The organism is Colwellia meonggei, assembly GCF_057537295.1.
The window spans coordinates 72,005-92,942 of the sequence record NZ_BAAJLZ010000010.1; the positions used below are offsets into that span (position 1 = coordinate 72,005).

Below are 20,938 nucleotides of genomic sequence, written 5' to 3' on the forward strand. Positions count from 1 at the left end.
TATTCAGAATAGGTGAAGCATGTCTGCGTTAATCAAAAATATTGGCTTATCCGACGATAAAACCAGTGTCACTAAAATTAGTGCAAATGCGCGTATCGATTATATTCTAAGATTTTCAAAGCAAGCAATAATTGTTGTTGATGAAAGCCCAGAGCAAAATGGCCAAATCACTAATCAATTTATTGCAACAATCCCCGAACAGCATAATGCTGCGTATATTTCTTTATCTGCGCAATTTAATGACATCCAAATTCGTTGTCGTATCATTGAACAGCTTTCGGCCGGTGAATTATTTGATCCGGAAATTTCTCTTGCGGTTAGTGTTATTAATTTGGCGCGTAAATCTCAGCAAGCGATTGCAGTAGTTCTTGATAACAGCCAGCATTTATCTTTACAAATATTACATGAAGTCGTGCAATTGGCAGCAATTGCTAAAAAAGCGAACTTGGTTATCAATATTGTTATGTTTGGTTCACCGCAAACAGGTATCAAGGTACAAGAAAACAAAAGTTTGTTTCAAAACAAGTTAACCTTATTGTCGGCGCAATCAGGTCAGCTGTTACCAATTAATTCTGCTATTTTCAATGCGCCTAAGCCTAAATGGTATGCACTTAAAATTAATAAGTGGTTAGCATCATTTGTTATTGCTTTGGTTTTAGTAGCTGCCAGCATTATTATTTTATTACAGCAAAATAGTTTTAATTTCGCTCAGCCGTTAAATGCTGAAAGTAAAGGCAGTAGCATTGTTGAACTAAACACCGTGTTAACAAAACCACAACTAACCGTATTAATTAGCGAACCGAAACCGACAGTGCAAATTGCAAAAGCAAATGACATATTTTTATCACTAACTGAACCTGAAAAGTTTAAGGAGCAAGTTATTGAAGAAGAAATCATGCCGGCAACAGCTAATGATATTATGCTAGCGATGACATCTATTTCGGTAGAGGAAGATGATGGTGAGGTAAATGTTATAGAAGCACTAGATGCCAATGTTGATAAACCATTGGCATCTAAAGTTGCAACTCAACAAGCGACTGAAGTCAATAACAACTACTACCTTAATAATATTGATGGATATGTGATTCAAATTGCTGCGTTTCGCGAGTTAAACTTACCCGCTGAATTTTTAGCAAGCTTAGATGGTGTTGATTTTCATATATATCAAAGGCTATTAAACAACGCGCCTGTTTACGTTATTACCAGTCCTGTTTTTAGTGATAAATTATTAGCCCAGCAAGAATTATCAGCTATGCCTGCAACAATTCAAGCACGCCAGCCATGGATTAAGTCTATTAAGGTAATTAATAATGAAATCAATGCATTTCTAAGCTCCCAATAAAAGGTAATTCAGGATACAATCCTCGCTTACTTTTCAGCTGTAAATTATCTGCTATTGAACTTTGGGTTATCATGAAGAAAAAACATCGAGCTTTTTTAAAATGGGCAGGCGGTAAATACGCTCTAAGCGATGTCATTAATACCATGTTACCGAAGGGAAATCGCCTTGTTGAACCTTTTGTCGGGGCTGGTTCAGTTTTTCTCAATAGTGATTATGACGAATACTTGCTTAGCGATATCAACCAAGATTTAATTAATCTGTATCGTATTTTGCAGCGCAGCCCTGATAAATTTATTGAAGATGCTCGTCGATTATTCTCACCGGAAAATAATCAGGCAGAAAGCTATTACCAATTACGTAAAGAATTCAACGCTAGTAGCGACCCCTATTTTCGCTCTCTTGTTTTTCTTTATATGAATCGTCATGGTTACAATGGCTTATGTCGCTATAATAAATCAGGTGGCTATAACGTACCGTTTGGTAAGTATAAACGTCCATATTTCCCTGAGGCGGAATTAAACTTTTTTGCTGAAAAAGCCAGTAAAGCCATTTTTATTTGCGATGGTTACCGACAAACCTTTGCACATGCTAAATCGGGGGATGTTATTTATTGCGATCCTCCATATGTGCCTTTAAGTAAAACAGCTAGTTTTACCAGCTATGCAGGTAATGGTTTTGGTTTAGATGAACAAGCCGACCTTGCCAATGCAGCTGAAGAGGTGACTAAAAAGCGTAATATAGCTGTACTGATCAGTAATCACGATACTATTTGGACACGCAAAATATATGAGCATGCTAAAAAGCAACACTCAATTCAAGTGTCGAGAACAATCAGTCAAAAAGCAAATAAGCGTAATAAAGTTTCTGAACTTCTGGCACTTTACTAATATTCTTGACTGCGCTTAACTAGGCATTACCAGTGAAACAATGGCGATTAAAGCTGCAATAAATAACACAACAGCGATAAGACCGGCGATGATAAAATAGCTAAATTTGCCGTGAGTAAAATCTCTTTCTCTATTCTTATCACTTTGCACACCAAAAAATGCAGCTCCGACACTTTTAAATGTTTCTTTAAAGTTTTGTGAACTCATATCTATCCTTAGTAAAAACACAATTTTTATAGTTACATATAAAATATGATGTGTATGCAGTATGTTCTAATGGCTGATATGAATCAAGGTAAGCTGATTCTTCAATTAAAATAATAGATTGGCTCAATATAATTTAATCGTTATAGTCGCTCTGGTAAAATTATCAATCTTATCGTGATATTATAAATTCATGGACACTTTAGTTACTTGACCAAAATGATATGTTGCATTGGGGAAAGTAGTTATAGCTGTTTAGTCATTATTGATTAGATATAAATAACGGAACGTATGTCAAAATTCTCTAAAGGTGATACCAACTTCACAGAGCAAGTGAAGACGCTATTAAATAAAATATATGGTCGTAGTCCATCAAAAGACTCTGTATTGGAACGCGCCATCGCCTATTATGACTTACGTGATTTTACCCAATTAAAGTTGGATGACTTAGCGCGTAATATTGCTGAATTAAAAACTAAAGCTGATGCAAAATCATTAGCGCGAGTAGAAAAACTAGAACGCGATCAGAAAGAATATCATCGCGAACTTGCTTTTGAACGTCATGACCGTTTTCAGCACTTACATACCATATGTCGCGAAATTATCGAACTATCTGAAGCTGAAGGCTTTAGTGAAACTCACCGAAAATCTGCACAAGTTCTGGGTACCATTCAGCTGCTATCGCCTACGGAAGGTAAAAAGGTTGCCGTTGCCAATGAAGTTAATAAGCCTTTATACAAAGGAATTTTAACATTGCGTTTGCTAGATCAATTGTGTTTGAAAAAGTTATTACCTAATAGCTATATAGACCAAGTTATACAGCAACATGAGACGGCAAGTTTTACTGAAATTGTTAGTGAAAATAAAGCGTTGTATCAACACTTTGTTGATACCGTAAAAGTGCCAGTATTAATGGCAGCAATATTACAAGATATTGGTAATTATCATCCTGATGCACAAAAAATTATCCGTGGGGATGACAAGCAAAGTGATAATTTTAGAACCCTGAAAGTAGAAGAGCGTAAAGCCTTATTACAAATAAATTATCGTGAAACAGTGAAGTACCTGGTTGATGGTATTGGCGCTGGTATGTATTTGGGTAACTCGAAAGCCGAGCGCGATAAATTTAATAAAGCAGAAGCTAGTAAACTGTTATTTATAAAACAACTGCTAAAAAGTAGTGTCCAGCCTAAACAAGGTTTAGGTAATTTATTAAAAGTACCACAAATATATACCTCCATCGTTTTATCAACCAAAGACAGTTATAACTACAAACTATTGCCGAAAGTTTATCAGGCATTGTATCAAAATGCCGAACGTGGCATTTGTCGCAAAGATATTGTTGATTTATTGTATGAAATTACCGGTGTTTTCCCACAAGGTTATGGCATTACTTATATACCAGGTGAAGCTGATGATAATGATCGTTACGAGTATGGTGTGGTTACTCAGTTGTACCCAGAGCATCCAGAAGAGCCAATTTGTCGCTCAGCGACACGTAATTTAACTTTTATTGGCCATGGTCATGATATTACTGTTAAGAAAGGCGGTAATCTATATTACGTAGAAACAGCAAAGAAGTTCTCCAGTATTAGCAAAGAACGTCTGAATGAGATTTTAGAACTATTGTCGTCAAATTATCAAGAACGTCAGAGTTTAGACTTATTACCTAGGTGCTGGCAGCCAACTGAATATTTTTCAACGAAAAACCATCAAAAATTGTGGAATCGCCCAAGGTAGCTGGGCGTATTTCACACATTTAAAACGTTTGCTTGTAATCACCTAATAACAATAATGCTTTATCATCCTTGCTAACAATTGTTCGGTTTTAATTATTTCGCTGTGAGCTAAGTACTCATTAGGCTGATGTGCTTGCTTGATGGAACCAGGTCCCATTACGATTGTTTGGCAGCCAAGTTGTTGAATAAATGGTGCCTCAGTGGCGTAATTTACCGCACAACATTTATGACCTGAAAATTTCTCTGATGTTAATACCAATTCACTTTCACTAGCTTGTTCAAAACTAGGCGAACTTGGGTCAAGTTCTGTAATGGTCAAACGGCCAGGATATCTTTTAGCAATAGGCGCTAGTATCTCAGCTAACCATGCAACTAAATCGCTATCTTTCATTCCCGGTAATGAACGCATATCTATATCTAACTCACAATGGCCGCAAATTCTATTAGCATTATCGCCGCCGTGAATAGCACCTAAATTTAATGTCGGTGCCTGTACGTCAAATGCCGTGTTTTGGTAATTATTTTCTAGCTGCTCTTTCAGTTTAAATAATTGGCTAATAACTTGATGTATTATTTCTATTGCATTTACCCCATTACTCGGTTGGCTAGAATGGCCAGCTTGCCCTTTAATGGTAATCTTATGCGACATATGGCCCTTGTGCATTACTACGGGTACTAAGTTGGTCGGCTCTCCAATTATGGCAACATCAGGTTTTATTTCACTGTTATTGGCGAAGAAACGTGCGCCAGCCATTGTAGTTTCTTCATCTGCGGTGGCTAAAACATATAGCGGTTTAGTTAGTTTTGCAGGATCTATTTTTAAACAGGCCTGTAGAATAAAGGCGAAAAAACCCTTCATATCACAACTACCTAAGCCAAATAGTTTGTTATCACGATCGGTTATTTTTAACGGATCTGATAACCACCTGTCTTCATCAAAAGGCACAGTATCACTATGTCCTGCTAACAATAAGCCACCTTGCCCAGAGCCTAATTTGGCCAACAAGTTATATTTGCCAACAGCATTTGGCACCATCTGAACATTAATACTAAAACCTAACGTTTCGAACCATGCCGCGAGCAAATCAATAACTTTCTGATTACTCTGGTCCCAACTAGCTTGCGATGAGCTAATGCTTGGTAAGGCGATTAGCTGGCTAATGGCTTGGCTAAAGTTAGGTAAGTTTTTTTTATTTTTCTGCATGGGATGAATAACCTAAAAAATATTTAATGGGTAGTTATGCTAATTAGTTGCATAACTAGTTGTATGGTGATACTTTAGCTGCACAATGTAAATAGCCTAATTAAAGCACACTATGAAAAAGTTTGTAATGTATTCAACTAGCCGACGACGATAGTATTCATATTAGGTCTTGTAAGTGTTGATTTTAAAGATAAGCAGTAAAATTTCTGTTTTGTTAGTGAAATCAAATAGTGATAGTTGAATAGAATTGCAAATTTGACGTATGAATAACAACGTTGACGGTAAATTCTAGAATTAGCCTTTAGTTAATGTAAAGTGGAAAATTAATGAACGTCGTAGTAATAGGTGCAAGCGGTTATGTTGGAGCTGAGTTAATCGGCTTATTAACACAACACGATAAAATTTCGATACAGCATTTGTTGGTATCAGAACACAGTGATTCTAGTGGTAAAACCTTTGCGGAATTGCATGCTCGCTGGCAGGGGATATGTGCATTACCCCTGTATTCTTTTTCTCCGCAATGGTTTGAACAACATATTGCTATTGAAAGCCACAATATTGATGCCGTTTTTTTTGCTACTCCCCATGACTTCAGTGCGCAATGGGCACAGGCTTTTATTGAAGCTAAAGTAAAAGTATTCGATTTATCAGGTGGCTTTCGTTTAAAAGACCCAAGCCAATATCCTATTCACTATGGTTTTGAGCACCATTCAATTGCCGCATTACAACAAGCGCAATATGGCTTAGCTGAATGGCAAGCAGATGAAATCGTTAATAGTCATCTAATTGCTGTACCTGGTTGTTACCCAACCGCAAGTCTTTTAGCACTAAAACCAATAACCGATAAACAATTACATATCGAAAATTCACTAATTGTTATTAATGGTATTAGTGGTGTTAGCGGTGCAGGTAGAAAGGCGTCTTTAGCCACCAGCTTTTATGAAGTTAGTTTAACACCCTACAATATTTTACAGCACAGACATCAGCCGGAAATTAGCCAAGAAGCACAGGCGGAGGTGATCTTTAACCCGCATTTAGCACCTTACAAAAGGGGCTTGTTAGCAACGGTAACGTTACAGCTGAAAACTGGGGTTAATACAGCACAAATTAATGCTGCCTTCTATGAAGCTTATCAAGATCAACCGCTGGTTAGATTAGTGTCAAGTTGGCCAAAAATTGACAATGTTGCTCATACACCGTTTGCCGATATTCATTGGCAAGTAGATGAAGAAAAACAGGTTCTTGTTGTGAGTTGTGCAATTGACAACTTGTTAAAAGGTGCTGCTTCACAAGCAATTCAGTGTGCCAATATTAGTTTAGGACTGCCAAGTGAATATAGCTTGCTACCCAATGGAGCAAGCCATGAATAAACCTATAGTGATAAAAATAGGCGGTGCAATTCTTGATGGTTATAGCCAAGGTAAGGTTGCCGCGTTAAACGCGCTACTGACTGTCATTGCAAGTTTGAACAATCAACCGGTTGTTTTAGTTCATGGCGGCGGTTGTATTGTTGATGAAATGTTAGCGCAAGCAGGTTTTGTTACTGAGAAAAAACACGGCTTACGTGTTACGCCAAAAGCACAAATGCCAATGATCAGCGGTGCACTGGCGGGTAATGTCAATAAAGCTATTGTGGCAAGCGCGGCAAGCTTAAAATTACCAGCTGTAGGCTTGTCATTAGCTGATGGCGAAATGGTTCAATGTCAGCTTAGCCCAATGCAACTAGGTCAAGTTGGGGTGCCGTACCCTTATAACAGTGCTTTATTAGACACTCTACTTAAAGCCAAATTTCTGCCGATTATTTCATCTATCGGCGCATTAGAAAATGGTGAATTAGTTAATGTCAATGCGGATGACGCAGCCGTTGCAATATGCCAGTTACTCAATGCGGAGTTAGTACTATTAACAGATGTTAATGGTGTTAAAGATGGTGCTGGCAAATACCTTAGTTCACTTGACCAACAATTGGCGCAAGAGTTGATCAGCAGTGGCGTTATTGCTGGCGGTATGACAGCCAAAGTTAACGCAGCACTGCAGGCAGCGAATAAATTACGACGAAGTATCGCGGTTGCCAGTTGGCAATCGCCTGAGCAAATTGTTGATTTGCTCAACGGGGCCAATATTGGTACCCGCATACAGCCAAGCTTTACTTAGTTTTGCCGTGATATTTCGTTTTTAATAAATTTTTCGCACAGGAACAACCATGACCACTTTGATGAACTTACAACACTATTTAGCTGATGATCAGCTTTCAAAAGTACAAATATTAGATTTAATTACCCTCGCTAGAGATATTAAGCAACAACCTGAAAACTATAGTCAAGCATTAGCAGGTAAGTCGGTGGCGATGATTTTCGAAAAGCCGTCATTAAGAACGCATGTCAGTTTTGATCTTGGTATTAATAAGCTTGGTGGCCATGCACTTTATTTAGGTCAACAAAATGGCAAACTCGGCGAACGAGAGCGAGTGAGTGATTACGCCAAAAACTTATCGTGTTATGCCGATACAATTGTGGCACGTGTTTTTAGTAATGAGTCTATTGAACAATTAGCGCACCATGCAAGTGTGCCGGTAATTAATGCTCTTTGCGATTTATATCATCCGTGCCAAGCCCTGGCTGATTTTGTCACTTTAGCAGAAAACTTCGCTGACCTATCACAAGTAAAATTGGCTTATGTCGGTGATGCTAATAATGTTTCCAATTCATTAATGTTAATGGCGGCGACAGTTGGCGTCGATTTTACCTTAGTTTGTCCTGAAGAACATGGGCCAGCAGCAGACATGCTTATGAAAGCGCAAACCTTGGCAAAAACTAGTGGTGCTATGTTCAATAGCATTTCAAATATCGATGCCATTGGCCAACAAGATGTTATTTACACAGATACTTGGGTGTCTATGGGTGATGAAAACCCTAGCCAGAAAGCAGCGATATTAGAAAAATTTGCTTCGTATCAAGTCAATCATCAATTAATGGCAGCAACGGGGGCTAGCTCTGTGATGCATTGCCAACCCGCTCACCTTGAAGAAGAGATTACCACTGAGTTGTTTGACAGTGATATGTCGGTAGTTTTTCAATCGGCGGAAAATCGCATGTGGGCGCAAAACGCGGTGTTAGTAACCTTGTTGGCAAGCAACTAACAGTAGACGAAAGCCTAATTGTAGCGAAAGTTACTAGTTTTAAAAATATTAGTTATTGAGCCAAAAGATGATGCTCGATATATCAAAGAATTTTGTTAAGGAAAAAGTCATGGCACTAGCAGCAAAGAAACAAATTAAGAAAGTCGTATTAGCCTATTCTGGTGGTTTAGATACATCAGCAATTATCCCGTGGTTGAAAGAAAATTATGACGGCTGTGAAGTCGTAGCGTTTTGTGCTGATGTTGGCCAAGGCGATGAAGAGCTTGAGGGCATTAAAGAAAAGGCGATCGCATCTGGCGCATCTGAGTGTCATGTTGTCGATCTGAAAGAAGAATATGTGAAAGACTATATCTATCCAATAATTAAAACTGGTGCGGTATATGAAGGGCAATATTTACTAGGTACATCTATGGCACGTCCTGTGATTGCTAAAGCGCATATTGAAGTTGCCTTAAAAGTGGGTGCCGATGCGGTTTGTCATGGTTGTACTGGTAAGGGTAATGACCAAGTTCGTTTTGAGTCATGTTTTGCCGCACTTGCGCCGCAACTCACCGTGATTGCACCTTGGCGTGAATGGGATATGGTTTCTCGGGAAGATTTATTAGCTTATCTTGCTGAGCGCAATATTCCTTGTGCAGCTTCATTAACAAAAATTTATAGTCGTGACGCAAACGCTTGGCATATTTCACATGAAGGTGGTGAATTAGAAGATCCATGGTGTGAGCCATCAAAAGAAGTGTGGACTATGACTGTTGACCCACAAGAAGCGCCTGATGAAGCGGGCAAAGTTATGCTTAGTTTTGAACAAGGTGAGTTGGTAGCCGTTGATGGCCAGCCAATGTCGGCGTATCAATCATTAATGTACCTAAATGATAAAGCTGCCGCACATGGTGTTGGTCGCATAGATATTGTTGAAAACCGTTTAGTGGGTATGAAATCACGTGGTTGTTATGAAACACCAGGTGGTACTGTATTAATGGCAGCCTATAAAGGGCTAGAGTCATTAATTCTAGATAAGGAATCGCTAAAATACCGTGAAGCAGTTGGGCATGAATTTTCTCACGTTATTTATGATGGCCGCTGGTTTACACCATTGGCAAAAGCACAGCTTGCCGCTGCCGCGTCATTTGCGGAAAAAGTTACAGGTGATGTTGTCATTAAGCTTTATAAAGGTATGGCACAGGTTACTCAACGTCGTTCGCCGAACAGCCTATACTCAGAAGAGTTTGCGACATTTGGTGCTGATGATGTTTATGACCAAAAACATGCTGAAGGTTTTATTCGTTTGTTTAGTTTATCAAGCAGAATTGAAGCGCTTCATCAGGCAGACTCCGTTGTTAGTAACGATAAATAAAGGGTAGAGGAAGTTATCATGGCATTATGGGGCGGACGCTTTAAAGAACAAGCCAGTGTACAGTTCAAGAAGTTTAATGACTCTTTACCTGTTGATTATCGTATGGCGGTGCAAGATATCGTAGGCTCAATTGCTTGGGCAGAAGCACTAACGACTGTAGATGTATTATCACAAGCTGAGTTTTTATCTTTGAAAACAGCATTGCTGGAGCTAAAGGCGTCAGTAGAAGAAAATCCACAACAAATTTTAGCTTCAGACGCTGAAGATATTCATAGTTGGGTTGAAATTAACTTAATTGAGAAAACTGGTGATTTAGGTAAAAAGCTGCACACTGGCCGTAGTCGAAATGACCAAGTAGCAACTGATTTGAAACTGTGGTGTAAAGAGACTGGCAATGACTTGTTGTATGCGTTAGTGAATTTGCAGCAAGCGATGCTAGATCTTGCAGAGCGCGAACGTAACACAGTTCTGCCGGGTTATACCCATTTACAGCGCGCACAACCAGTAACCTTTGGTCATTGGTGCTTAGCGTATGTTGAAATGTTTAACCGTGATATTGGGCGACTAAAAGATGCTTTATATCGTGCAGATACTTCGCCACTTGGCTCTGGTGCTTTAGCGGGGACTGCTTATCCGATTGATCGCGAGCAATTAGCACATAATCTTGGTTTTCGTAGTGCCACGTTAAATAGTTTAGATGCGGTTTCTGACCGTGATCATGTTATTGAACTACTATCGACTGCGAGTATCTCGATGATGCATTTATCGCGTTTTGCCGAAGATCTTATTTTCTACAATTCGGGTGAAGCTGGCTTTGTTGAAATGAGCGATTTAGTTAGCTCAGGTTCGTCACTTATGCCACAAAAGAAAAACCCTGATGCTTGTGAGTTATTGCGTGGCAAAGCGGGTCGTGTCATGGGGTCGTTGACGGGTATGATGATGACGATGAAAGCGCTCCCCCTTGCCTACAACAAAGATATGCAAGAAGACAAAGAAGGTTTATTTGATGCACTAGATACGTGGCAAGAGTGTATGCAAATGGCGGTTTTGGTTGCTGAAGGTTTAAAAGTTAATCGCGCCAGAACATTAGCAGCTGCTCAGCAAGGTTATGCTAATTCAACTGAACTCGCTGATTATTTAGTCAGTAAAGATATTCCATTTCGAGAGGCACATCATATAGTTGGTGAAGTCGTGCTGGCAGCAATTGATGCAGGGCACGCATTGGAAGACTTTTCAATTGCGCAATTACAGCAGTTTAGTGACAAAATTGAGCAAGACGTATACCAGCATCTTTCCATAGAGTCATGCTTAGATAAAAGAGCAGCGCTAGGTGGAACGTCACGTGTGCAAGTTGAAAAAGCTTTAGCTGATATTCAGTCTCCAAATGGCTTGTCAGATAACCAAGACACTCTAAATACCCAAGTATTAGGCGCGCCAAGTAAAGCTCAAATTAATTTAACTTTGAAGCAAGTGAAACAACGTTTAAATGCACAACGTGCTGCAGCAATGTCTGTGCGTCGTGCCAGAATGTCAGATGTAGAGAGCATCTTTTCACTTGTCAGCTACTGGGCAGAGCAAGGAGAGATACTCCCTCGCAGTCGTGACAATACTATTCACGATATACAAAATTTTGTTGTTGCCGAAGTAGACGGTAAAGTCGTTGGTTGTGCCTCATTGTATATTTATCAAACAGGGTTAGCAGAGATTCGCTCAGTGGTTGTTGATAAAGCAACACACCAGCAAGGGCAGGGGCGAGCATTGGTTCAATACTTACTTGAATTTGCTCATCAAATTGAGTTACAAAAAGTTATTGTTCTGACTTATATTCCAAATTATTTTGCGCAATTAGGTTTTAACTTAATTGATAAGAACTCATTGGCTGACAATATTATTGAAGACAGCGAGCAAAGCCCGCACAAAGACCCGGCTGATGAAGTAGCGATGGAATATAATGTTCAGCGCTGCCCTGTTTCAGTGTAATGTTAAACGAACTTCAGTAAAGAGTAACCTGTAGTTAACGATTATGAATAGTAACGAAGATAATGTTAAATGGTTTAGAAATGCCGCACCGTATATAAATGCTCACCGAGGCAAAACATTTGTATTGATGTTTGGTGGTGATGCTGTTGAGCACCCTAATTTTGCCAATATTATTCATGATATTGCTTTGCTTAGAAGTTTAGGGGTTAAGTTGGTATTGATACATGGTGCTAGGCCTCAGATCGAAAAGCGTTTACAAGCACAATCACTGGTACCGCAAATTGTCGAAAATATGCGTATTACCAATGCTGAAACCTTGCTTTGTGTTAAAGATGCTACAGGTTCGTTACGTATTCATATTGAAGCATTGCTGACTATGGGGTTAGTTAATTCTCCTATGCATGGCTCACAAATTAGGGTAAGTACCGGGAATTTTGTTATTGCAAAGCCAATTGGCGTACGAGATGGTGTAGATTTTAAACATACAGGTGCTGTGCGTAGAATTGATGCTGAGGGCATTAAAACCCAATTAGATTTTGGTTCTATTGTATTGTTATCGCCAGTAGGTTATTCATCAACAGGTGAGGTTTTTAACCTAGCACTGGAAGATGTTGCGGCAAAGACAGCCATTGCCTTAAAAGCCGATAAGCTCATTGCTTTAACGAAGCAGCATGGTTTGCTTGATCAACAAGGAGAGCTTATTCGTAGTTGCGGTGTGGCAACAGTGTCTAGCTTGTTGGATACACAGCAAGATTATGTTGGCCAGTTATTGTTACAGGCGATTGTGCAAAGTGGTAAACAAGGAGTTGAGCGTTGTCATTGTGTTAGCTATGCCAGTGATAGTGCGTTGCTACAAGAGTTATTCACACGTGATGGTGCTGGCACTCTGATTGCCAAAGATCATCATGAACAATTATCTGCGGCAAGTATTGATGATGTTGGCGGTATTTTAGAGCTAATAGCGCCACTAGAAGAAGAAGGGGTTTTAGTAAAGCGTTCTCGTGAATTGCTCGAGGTTGAAATAGACCGCTTTACAGTGATTAAAAAAGAAGAAGTAATTATTGCCTGTGCAGCACTGTATCCATACGCCGAGGCAAATACTGGTGAAATTGCTTGTTTGGTAATACACCCAGACTATCGAGGTGGAAATCGTGGCATTCGCTTGATTCTCGCTTTGGAGCAAGCGGCAAAGAGACAAAAACTTTCTTCAATATTTGTACTGACAACTGTTAGCGCTCATTGGTTTATTGAGCAAGGTTATGTTGAGCAGGCCATTGAGAATTTACCTGAGGGTAAACAAAAAATGTATAACATACAGCGCAAATCAAAAGCGTTTACCAAAAATATTTAACCTCTGAAGTTTAACTCTTCAAGAACTATCGCTATTTTAAGCAAGTTTATCCACGGCGATAAACTTGCTTTTTTCTTGTTTCTTTCATAAATCATTCACAACTAATTTTGAACAAAGCATTTTAAAGAAATTGCTTTTTGTGCATACTGGCACTCAATAATACGATAACAATAATAATAGGCTATTGTCGGCTATGACGATTTCTTCGAATGCAAGTAAAAATTTCTTATTCACACCTTTGTTGGCAATCAGTGCATGTTTTAGCTCTTTGGCGAGTGCTGAAACTGAAAATAACTTAGACCTTCAGGTCGCTGCAGAAGCTGGTTATATTGATAATTTTTTATACCAAGCTAAAAACGAACAAAGCACCGGCTTTTATAAAGTTTCTTCTGCAATGGCACTAACATCGAAAAGTAAACAGTCTGCTTTTGATCTGGATGCCACCATTGCTTCATACGCGTTTCAAGACTTTGAAAATGATGACCATAGTGATTTTAGCTTAATGCCAACATATCAATTTAAATTTGCCCAAAATCAGCGACTCTATCTGTCAGCACATTGGCTAAATAGTTATAACTATCGTGGCACAGGCCTATCGTTAGGTGATGCTAATAGTTTAACTGAAGGTGATGAAAGAGAAGATAAAGGCGCGAAAGTTGGGTTTGAGTATGGTAATGAAGACTCACAAGGTAGATTAAACTTTGAAGTGGCCTACAGTGAAGGGGAATTTACCACTCGTCGCGCCCAAACTCGTCAACTTGATAGTGAAACCTTGAATATTAAATCTAGTTTTGATTATTTGCTTTCAGGTAAGACTTATTTGGCATTTGATGTTGATTATCGTATGACAGATTTTGAATATGCACCCCAAAGTAACCGTGATGCATTAACTGGTTTGGTTGGTGTTAAATGGCAAACAACTGTGATCAGTGAGTTAAGTTTTCTTATTGGTTATCAAAATTTTAAATTTGAAAATAATACGTTAGCAGATGATGATGCCTTTAAATGGCGCTTTGATTACACCTGGCGGCCGTCTGATTTTACCACAATGCATGTAGTATCTAATCGTAAATTCGACGAAAGTAACCGTTTAACTAATAGTTATCGTTTAGCTGAAGTATACCAAGTTGATATTAACCATGAGTTTACTGAAGAGTTTAATGTTTTTGCTGCTTTCGGTTTAAATCGTGATCAGTTTATTACTCCAGAGTCTAAACGAGATGAAGATTATTTCTCTTCAACAATAATGCTAAATTATCAACGTACTGACCGACTTAATTTCCATTTACGTTATCAATATAAGTCTTTAGACGCTAACTACGGTGATCTTGATTATTCATATAATAGCCTAACATTAGGAATGGATGTAAAGCTCTAGTTGTTGCTATGTACAAATATGAAAACTTAATCATATCGAATAAAAAGTCGTATAATGCGCTAAATAGCCTTAAATAAACTAAGGGTTTACTCAAAAGTAAAGTGAATAACAATACTGTAGTTTTACGTATCTTTATAACTTTAATTTAATTAATTCAGTAGTTTATTTTGTTTTTATCTTGTTGATAATAAATGTTGAAGATTAAGCGTTAACTGCCCATTGATAGAAAGTTAGTATTTGTTTAATAGATAATGTTACTATTTGTAACTCGATTGGGTGAAAAATATGCGATTTTTAATATTTTGCTTGCTCTGCATTTGTGGTCATGTAGCAGCAAGTGACTATAATTTAGGTGCCGGTGATAAAATTCAGATAGTGGTTTATGGTGAACCTGATTTAACAACCCGAGTGAAAATCGATAAGTCAGGTATGATTTCTTTTCCTTTTTTATCTGATATTTCTGTATTCGGATTTACAACGAAAACGTTGGAGAAAAAAATTGCAGATGGTTTGCGTGGAGATTATCTTATTGATCCTCAAGTAGCTGTTTCAATTATAGATTACCGACCATTTTTTATTCATGGACAAGTAAAACGCCCAGGCGGTTACCCTTTTCAGGAAGATTTAACATTAGATAAAGCCATTGCTATAGCAGGCGGCTTAGCGGCGAGAGCGTCGAAATCGGACTGGAAAATTACTCGGGTTGTTGACGGAGTAAAACAAACATTTACTGCAAATGTTGCCAGTTCAATTTTGCCAGATGATATCATTGAAATAGAGCAAAGTTTTTTTTGAATACTCCAGAAAATGAACAGATAGCCTTGGTAAATGACGAAGTAGCGTTAAATGAAATTTTAACGCCGCTTTGGGCGCGCCGCTGGAAAGTTATTTTCTTTACCTTAGTTATTTCATTTTTAGTGGCATTTTATGTTTCCTTACTAAAACCTTCCTATAAAGCCACAGCAATTCTGCAAATTGGTAGCAATAAGCCAGCAAATACGCTTTCGATAAATGATGCCTTTAATGAGTCAAACGCCAGTAAAGAGCAAATTCAAACTCAATATGAATTATTGCGCTCAAGAAAGTTTGCTGAGCGAGTCATTTCTCAATTAAATCTGGTCGAGCATAGTGAGTTTAATAGTGGCAAATATAATAATAAAATTGCCTTTTTCGCTAATATCGGTCGTCCGAAGAATACACCGTCAGTAAGAGATATTGTCACTGCATTTCAGGCACGGCTTAATATAGCGCCTATTGCTAATACTGAATTGGTTAAAATTTCTTTTTCTTCATATTCGCCAGAGCTTTCGCAAAAGGTCGCAAACCAAGTGGGTATAACCTATCTACAATATCAAGACGAAATTCACAGCGCATCGAAGGAAACGACCTCTCAATGGCTTGTTGATCAATTAGAAGAGCTAGGAAAGAAATTAGAAATTTCTGAACAGTCGCTACAGGAATACCGTGAAAATGAAGGTATTGTTGATATTCAGGGGATTGTTGGTCTAGTGGGGGGGCAATTATCTGAGTTGACGTCAGAGGCTTTGAAAGCAGAAAAGTTGAGAGACGATTTAAAAGTCACGTATCAAGAAATTAAAAAGAATCGTTCAGACTTTTCTAAACTGATAGAAATGCAGGAAGTGAATAATCAGTCAGCATTTTTACTATTGAAGCGTGATGAAGAAAAAGTAGAACGAAAATTAAATGAACTATCACAGCGTTATGGTCCAAAACATCCGAAAAGGATTGCGGTTCAAGCCGAGTTAGACTCGTTAGAAAAACGGATAAAGTCGCAAATTCTTGCTATCGTTTCATCTGTTGAGAAAGATTACTATCATGCGGTTGAAAAAGTTAATGCCACCGAGCAGCGTTTAGCACAAGCTAAAAAAGATTATATAAGATTAAGCCGCTTACAGAATAAGTTTTCGCAATTAAGCCGAGAAGTAGAAACTAATAAAGAGCTTTATAATAACTACCTAGTGCGTTTGAAGGAAGCTGACGCGATGGGGAATTATAAGGCAAATTTTTATGTTCGTTTTATCGATAAAGCGATAATGCCTAAATCTGCATTTGCGCCAAATAAAACGCTATCGGTGATGATCAGCTTTATTTTGGCTCTAGCCTTTATTTCCGTGGTCATTATTATGCGTGAACTATTAGTTGATACATTAAATTCACGTCGTAAATTAGATAATTTCAATGAAGCGCCTATTCTCGCTGTATTGCCAAAAATTAAGGCTAGCTCAAGCGATAAAAAAGAAGATGCTTATATTTCTGATAACCGCTTTACTGAAGCGATTCGTACATTGCGAACAGCATTATTATTTAATAATGAGCAAACGCCACCAAAAATTATTGCGGTAACATCATCGGTACCGAATGAAGGTAAATCTACCGTTGCCTTACACTTAGCCCGTTCCTTTAGTGAGATGGAAAAAGTATTGTTGATTGAGGCGGATATGCGTCACCCTACTATCGCTAAAAATATGAATTTGAACCAGCATCGCCCTGGACTTTCAAACTTGCTAGCGAAAACTCACCAAATCAACGAATGTATTATTCGTGATAAGAATGTCAAATTAGATATTTTAACCTCAGGTATCTCTCCAGCAAATCCGTTAGCATTTTTATCAATGAAACGCTTTAATATGTTGATTAAGGTATTTGGTAATTTCTATGATCGAATTATCATAGAAACACCACCCGTCAATGCCGTAAGTGATGCTGTCATTATTTCTAAATTAGTGGAAAGCGTTCTTTATGTTGTCCATGGTAATAAAACTAAGCGTGAACAAATCTCCTCAGGTTTGAGAATGTTAAAACAAGTTAACGCGCCAATTGAGGGTGTAGTGATTAACCATAGTGAAAATATTGATACCGATAAATATCAGAACAAATATTATAATGAACGGAATAACATTATTAAATTAGCAGCGAGAAAACGCGGTTAATAAAAGTAACTATGGTTTATGCATAAGTCATAATTGCGTACAATAACAAAAACTCCCTAAATTCATCGTTATGAAAATCCAACACCAATTCTCGCTGCAAGCTATGAATAGCTTTAATATAAACGCTGTTACTCCCAAGATTTTTTTCCCTACTAGTATTAACGAACTGGTAGAGCTTTCGCATCTGCATATTGAGCAATATTACGTGTTAGGTGAAGGTAGCAATACATTATTTTGTCAGCAAATGGCACCAGTGATCATAAAGCCAAGCATTAAAGGCATTAGTGTTGAGCAAGATGAAGACTATTTTTATCTAAGTGTAGGCTGTGCTGAGAATTGGCACGATTTAGTTGAGTATTGCATTGAACATGAAATTGATGGTTTGGAAAATTTGGCATTAATTCCAGGGAGTGTTGGCGCCGCACCTGTGCAGAATATTGGTGCTTATGGTGTCGAAGTTGAGCGTTTCGTTGACTGTGTTTCATGGTTTGATTTTGCTAAACAGGAAGTTATTGAATTTAGCCATAATGAATGTCAATTTGGCTATCGAGAGAGTATTTTTAAACAGCAACTTAAATCATCAGGTGTTATTACCCATGTGCACTTTAAATTGCCGAAAGTGTGGCAGCCAGTATTAAGCTATCAAGGTTTGAATGAACTTGTACCTCCCGTATCAGCAAGTGATGTCATGCTAAAAGTGATCCAACTACGCCAGAGTAAGTTACCCGATCCTAAAGAATTAGCTAATGCTGGTAGCTTTTTCAAAAACCCTGTTGTTTCAGCGACATTGTTTTCTGAGCTGCAACAACAGTACCCTGAAATGCCGCATTATCCGCAAAAGAATGGGCAAGTTAAACTTGCTGCCGGTTGGCTAATAGAAAAATCAGGCTTAAAAGGTTATCGAATTGGCGATGTTGGTGTCCATGAAAAGCAGGCATTGGTACTTGTTAATTATCATAAGGCTAGCGGTCAAAATATTGCAGAGCTAGCACATTACATACAAAAAAAGGTGAAGCAGAAATTTAATATTTTATTGAATACTGAAGTACGCTTCATCGGTGAGCAAGGTGAAGTAACTTGTACTGAAATAGGAAGTCAGTTGTGAAAGTGATTAGAGAAAAATTAATCAAAAAATTGGTACAAGGCAGTTTTTTGTCAGGGCAGACACTAGGTGAAGAACTTGGTGTTAGCCGTGCCGCTATTTCTAAGCATATTGCCGCTTTACAAGAGATGGGGTTTGATATTTTTAGCGTTACCGGCAAAGGTTATCGGCTTGCTGAACCCATTGAATTATTAAGTGAAGCTAAGATAACCGAGCGTCTAGCCCAGAAAAACACAACGACTAAAGTGGAAGTGCATAGCGTGATTGATTCCACTAACAGTTACTTAATGCGACGCTTGCCAAACCAAAATTCCCTTGGACAAGTTTGTATTGCTGAGTATCAAAGCGCTGGCAGGGGGCGAAGAGGTCGGCAATGGATTTCACCTTTTGGCTCTCATATCTATATGTCTATGTATTGGCATCTAGAACAAGGTATGTCTGCGGCTATGGGCTTAAGTGTTGTTGCAGCATTAGCGGTAAGTGATGCAATTAAAGGCTTATACAATGCTGATGTTGAGTTAAAGTGGCCAAATGATATTTACTATAATGGTGTTAAGCTTGCTGGAATCTTAATAGATCTTGAAGGGCAGGCGATGGAGCCTTGCCATTGTGTTATCGGTATAGGTTTAAATATTAATATGCCAGCAAAAAGTGCCGAACTTGTTGACCAGCCTTGGATAGACTTAAGCAAGGCAATAGGCGCAGATATTGATCGAAATATTTTAGCAGCGGAAATAATTTCAGCCTTAATTAAGCGCCTAAACGTTCATGCTGAAACTGGCATAAATACCATGGTGTCTGAGTGGCAAGCCCAAGATTTTTACCTAAATAAAGCCGTTGTATTGATAACTGGCGACAGGTCAACGCGAGGTATTTGTCATGGAATTAACGCACAAGGCGCATTGTTGTTAGAAGTTAATGGTAAAGTAAGCCCTATTTACGGTGGTGAAGTGAGCTTACGAGGCGAGCAATGAAACTTTTAGTTGATATTGGTAATACTCGTATTAAGTATTTGCTAATGCAAGATAATCAATTGATAGATGCATCTGAGGTAAAGCGTCTTGATTATCAATTGCTATCTCAAGCATTAAGTAGTGAAGAATTTTCAAAAGTCTCTGAAGTTATCGTTGCCAGTGTTCAGAGTCCTGAAAATGTCTCGGCCATCGAGTCATGGGCGTTGGCAGGTAACATTAAATTTTTACAGGTGCACAGTCAGTCAAAAGCGTATGGTGTTTCTTCTCGTTATCAGCAGCCTGAGCAATTAGGTGTAGATAGATGGTTAGCATTAATTGCTGCTCGTCAATTATATCCAGCGAGTAATGTACTTATTATTGACGCAGGAACGGCAATAACTATAGATTTACTTGGTAAAGATGGTCAGCATCAAGGTGGTTGGATCATGCCAGGCATACAAACGATGTTTGGTAGCCTACTTAATAACACTCAAAAAGTTATTGCGGAACAAGACACAGTGGAATCATTATCGTTTGGTGATAGTACCTCTCAGTGCGTTAATTATGGTATTTGGGCAATGGCGATTGGGGCTATTAATAATGCTATTGAGCAAGCCAATAAAACGTTAACGCTTGATCAAATATTACTAACTGGTGGTAATAGTCAGCAAATAGCTAGACTCATGCCTAATAACTATAAATTAATTCCTGAGTTATTATTTCACGGATTAAGCTGTTTTCGGGACAGTTAGCTGGTTTTTCCAAGTTTCAATTTAATAATTTGGAGAAAAAATCAACAAACACATAAAAACATGGTTTTTTTTGCATTTTCCTGTTGCATGCAAGAAAACATTACTCTAGAATTCGCACCACTTAATGTAGTGCCGACTTAGCTCAGTTGGTAGAGCAACTGACTTGTAATCAGTAGGTCGCCAGTTCGATTCCGGCAGTCGGCACCATTAATACTTTTAATTATTAATATAGTTAAAAGTGATAAAAATTGGAGGGGTTCCCGAGTGGCCAAAGGGATCAGACTGTAAATCTGACGGCTCCGCCTTCGGTGGTTCGAATCCACCTCCCTCCACCATTTTTATTGAGATTTCGAAAAGAATGTGCGGACGTCGTATAGTGGTAATACCTTAGCCTTCCAAGCTAAAGCTGCGGGTTCGATTCCCGCCGTCCGCTCCATCTTTAAAAATGAATGCTGATATGGCTCAGTTGGTAGAGCGCACCCTTGGTAAGGGTGAGGTCGGCAGTTCGAATCTGCCTATCAGCACCATTCCTAAAGACATTCTTTGTTATCTCAAAAAACTTATAATTTAATTTTTGTTAATCTACCCTGAGGTATTTTAAG

At 38.5% G+C, this 20,938-nt stretch carries 17 protein-coding genes and 4 tRNA genes; 19 read left to right on the plus strand and 2 right to left on the minus strand.

Features of this window, described 5'->3' with window-relative positions; genetic code table 11:
• The first annotated feature begins 19 nt into the window (after positions 1–19).
• Together AC27E9_RS17740 and AC27E9_RS17745 are read left to right on the plus strand one after the other, a co-directional pair.
• Positions 20–1,342, plus strand: a complete 1,323-nt coding sequence (locus tag AC27E9_RS17740) for a hypothetical protein (RefSeq protein ID WP_487132497.1) — start codon at positions 20–22, stop codon at positions 1,340–1,342.
• 71 nt (positions 1,343–1,413) lie between these two features.
• Positions 1,414–2,229, plus strand: a complete 816-nt coding sequence (locus tag AC27E9_RS17745) for a Dam family site-specific DNA-(adenine-N6)-methyltransferase (protein WP_487132499.1) — start codon at positions 1,414–1,416, stop codon at positions 2,227–2,229.
• A gap of 15 nt (positions 2,230–2,244) precedes the next feature.
• On the opposite strand, the gene AC27E9_RS17750 is transcribed toward AC27E9_RS17745, so the two are convergent.
• Entirely contained in the window at positions 2,245–2,436 is a 192-nt protein-coding gene (locus tag AC27E9_RS17750) for a DUF2970 domain-containing protein (RefSeq protein WP_487132501.1), read from the minus strand.
• Between the two features lie 288 nt (positions 2,437–2,724).
• Between AC27E9_RS17750 and AC27E9_RS17755 the strand changes: the two genes are divergently transcribed.
• Positions 2,725–4,173, plus strand: coding sequence for a hypothetical protein (locus AC27E9_RS17755; RefSeq protein ID WP_487132502.1), 1,449 nt, complete (start codon positions 2,725–2,727; stop codon positions 4,171–4,173).
• A 42-nt stretch (positions 4,174–4,215) separates the two neighbouring features.
• Here the strand turns inward: AC27E9_RS17755 and argE are convergent, their stop codons facing one another.
• Positions 4,216–5,376 (minus strand): acetylornithine deacetylase, encoded by a 1,161-nt coding sequence (gene argE / locus AC27E9_RS17760; protein ID WP_487132504.1) that lies wholly within the window; start codon positions 5,374–5,376, stop codon positions 4,216–4,218.
• Between the two features lie 326 nt (positions 5,377–5,702).
• Here argE and argC point away from each other — a divergent pair, with 326 nt between their 5' ends.
• From argC to AC27E9_RS17840, 16 genes are all read left to right on the plus strand, one after another.
• Complete coding sequence (gene argC, locus AC27E9_RS17765) at positions 5,703–6,746, plus strand: N-acetyl-gamma-glutamyl-phosphate reductase (RefSeq protein ID WP_487132506.1); 1,044 nt, start codon at positions 5,703–5,705, stop codon at positions 6,744–6,746.
• Complete coding sequence (gene argB / locus AC27E9_RS17770; protein ID WP_487132508.1) at positions 6,739–7,530, plus strand: acetylglutamate kinase; 792 nt, start codon at positions 6,739–6,741, stop codon at positions 7,528–7,530. The genes argC and argB overlap by 8 nt, the downstream gene beginning before the upstream one ends.
• A 49-nt stretch (positions 7,531–7,579) precedes the next feature.
• Positions 7,580–8,515, plus strand: coding sequence for an ornithine carbamoyltransferase (locus AC27E9_RS17775; RefSeq protein ID WP_487132510.1), 936 nt, complete (start codon positions 7,580–7,582; stop codon positions 8,513–8,515).
• Positions 8,516–8,624: 109 nt separating this feature from the next.
• Positions 8,625–9,869, plus strand: coding sequence for an argininosuccinate synthase (locus tag AC27E9_RS17780; protein ID WP_487132512.1), 1,245 nt, complete (start codon positions 8,625–8,627; stop codon positions 9,867–9,869).
• Positions 9,870–9,887: 18 nt separating this feature from the next.
• Entirely contained in the window at positions 9,888–11,849 is a 1,962-nt protein-coding gene (gene argH / locus AC27E9_RS17785) for an argininosuccinate lyase (RefSeq protein ID WP_487132513.1), read from the plus strand.
• 40 nt (positions 11,850–11,889) lie between these two features.
• A complete protein-coding gene (gene argA / locus AC27E9_RS17790; RefSeq protein ID WP_487132536.1) occupies positions 11,890–13,200 on the plus strand; it encodes an amino-acid N-acetyltransferase in 1,311 nt (436 codons plus the stop codon).
• A 193-nt stretch (positions 13,201–13,393) separates the two neighbouring features.
• Positions 13,394–14,578, plus strand: a complete 1,185-nt coding sequence (locus AC27E9_RS17795; protein ID WP_487132515.1) for an outer membrane beta-barrel protein — start codon at positions 13,394–13,396, stop codon at positions 14,576–14,578.
• Positions 14,579–14,863: 285 nt separating this feature from the next.
• Positions 14,864–15,373, plus strand: coding sequence for a polysaccharide biosynthesis/export family protein (locus AC27E9_RS17800; RefSeq protein ID WP_487132517.1), 510 nt, complete (start codon positions 14,864–14,866; stop codon positions 15,371–15,373).
• The gene (locus AC27E9_RS17805; RefSeq protein ID WP_487132519.1) at positions 15,370–17,529 is read left to right on the plus strand and encodes a GumC family protein; all 2,160 of its coding nucleotides are present in this window, start codon (positions 15,370–15,372) and stop codon (positions 17,527–17,529) included. Before AC27E9_RS17800 ends, AC27E9_RS17805 begins: the two co-directional genes overlap by 4 nt.
• Before the next feature lie 70 nt (positions 17,530–17,599).
• Positions 17,600–18,634 carry a UDP-N-acetylmuramate dehydrogenase gene (gene murB / locus AC27E9_RS17810; protein ID WP_487132521.1) on the plus strand — a complete coding sequence of 345 codons (1,035 nt, stop codon included), beginning with the start codon at positions 17,600–17,602 and terminating at the stop codon, positions 18,632–18,634.
• Positions 18,631–19,605, plus strand: coding sequence for a bifunctional biotin--[acetyl-CoA-carboxylase] ligase/biotin operon repressor BirA (gene birA / locus AC27E9_RS17815; RefSeq protein WP_487132523.1), 975 nt, complete (start codon positions 18,631–18,633; stop codon positions 19,603–19,605). The genes murB and birA overlap by 4 nt, the downstream gene beginning before the upstream one ends.
• Positions 19,602–20,336 carry a type III pantothenate kinase gene (locus AC27E9_RS17820; RefSeq protein ID WP_487132525.1) on the plus strand — a complete coding sequence of 245 codons (735 nt, stop codon included), beginning with the start codon at positions 19,602–19,604 and terminating at the stop codon, positions 20,334–20,336. The genes birA and AC27E9_RS17820 overlap by 4 nt, the downstream gene beginning before the upstream one ends.
• A 131-nt stretch (positions 20,337–20,467) precedes the next feature.
• Positions 20,468–20,543: transfer RNA gene (locus AC27E9_RS17825), tRNA-Thr, on the plus strand.
• Between the two features lie 43 nt (positions 20,544–20,586).
• Positions 20,587–20,671: transfer RNA gene (locus AC27E9_RS17830), tRNA-Tyr, on the plus strand.
• 27 nt (positions 20,672–20,698) lie between these two features.
• Positions 20,699–20,772, plus strand: a tRNA-Gly gene (locus tag AC27E9_RS17835).
• A 15-nt stretch (positions 20,773–20,787) separates the two neighbouring features.
• Positions 20,788–20,863: transfer RNA gene (locus AC27E9_RS17840), tRNA-Thr, on the plus strand.
• The last annotated feature ends 75 nt before the right edge of the window (positions 20,864–20,938 follow it).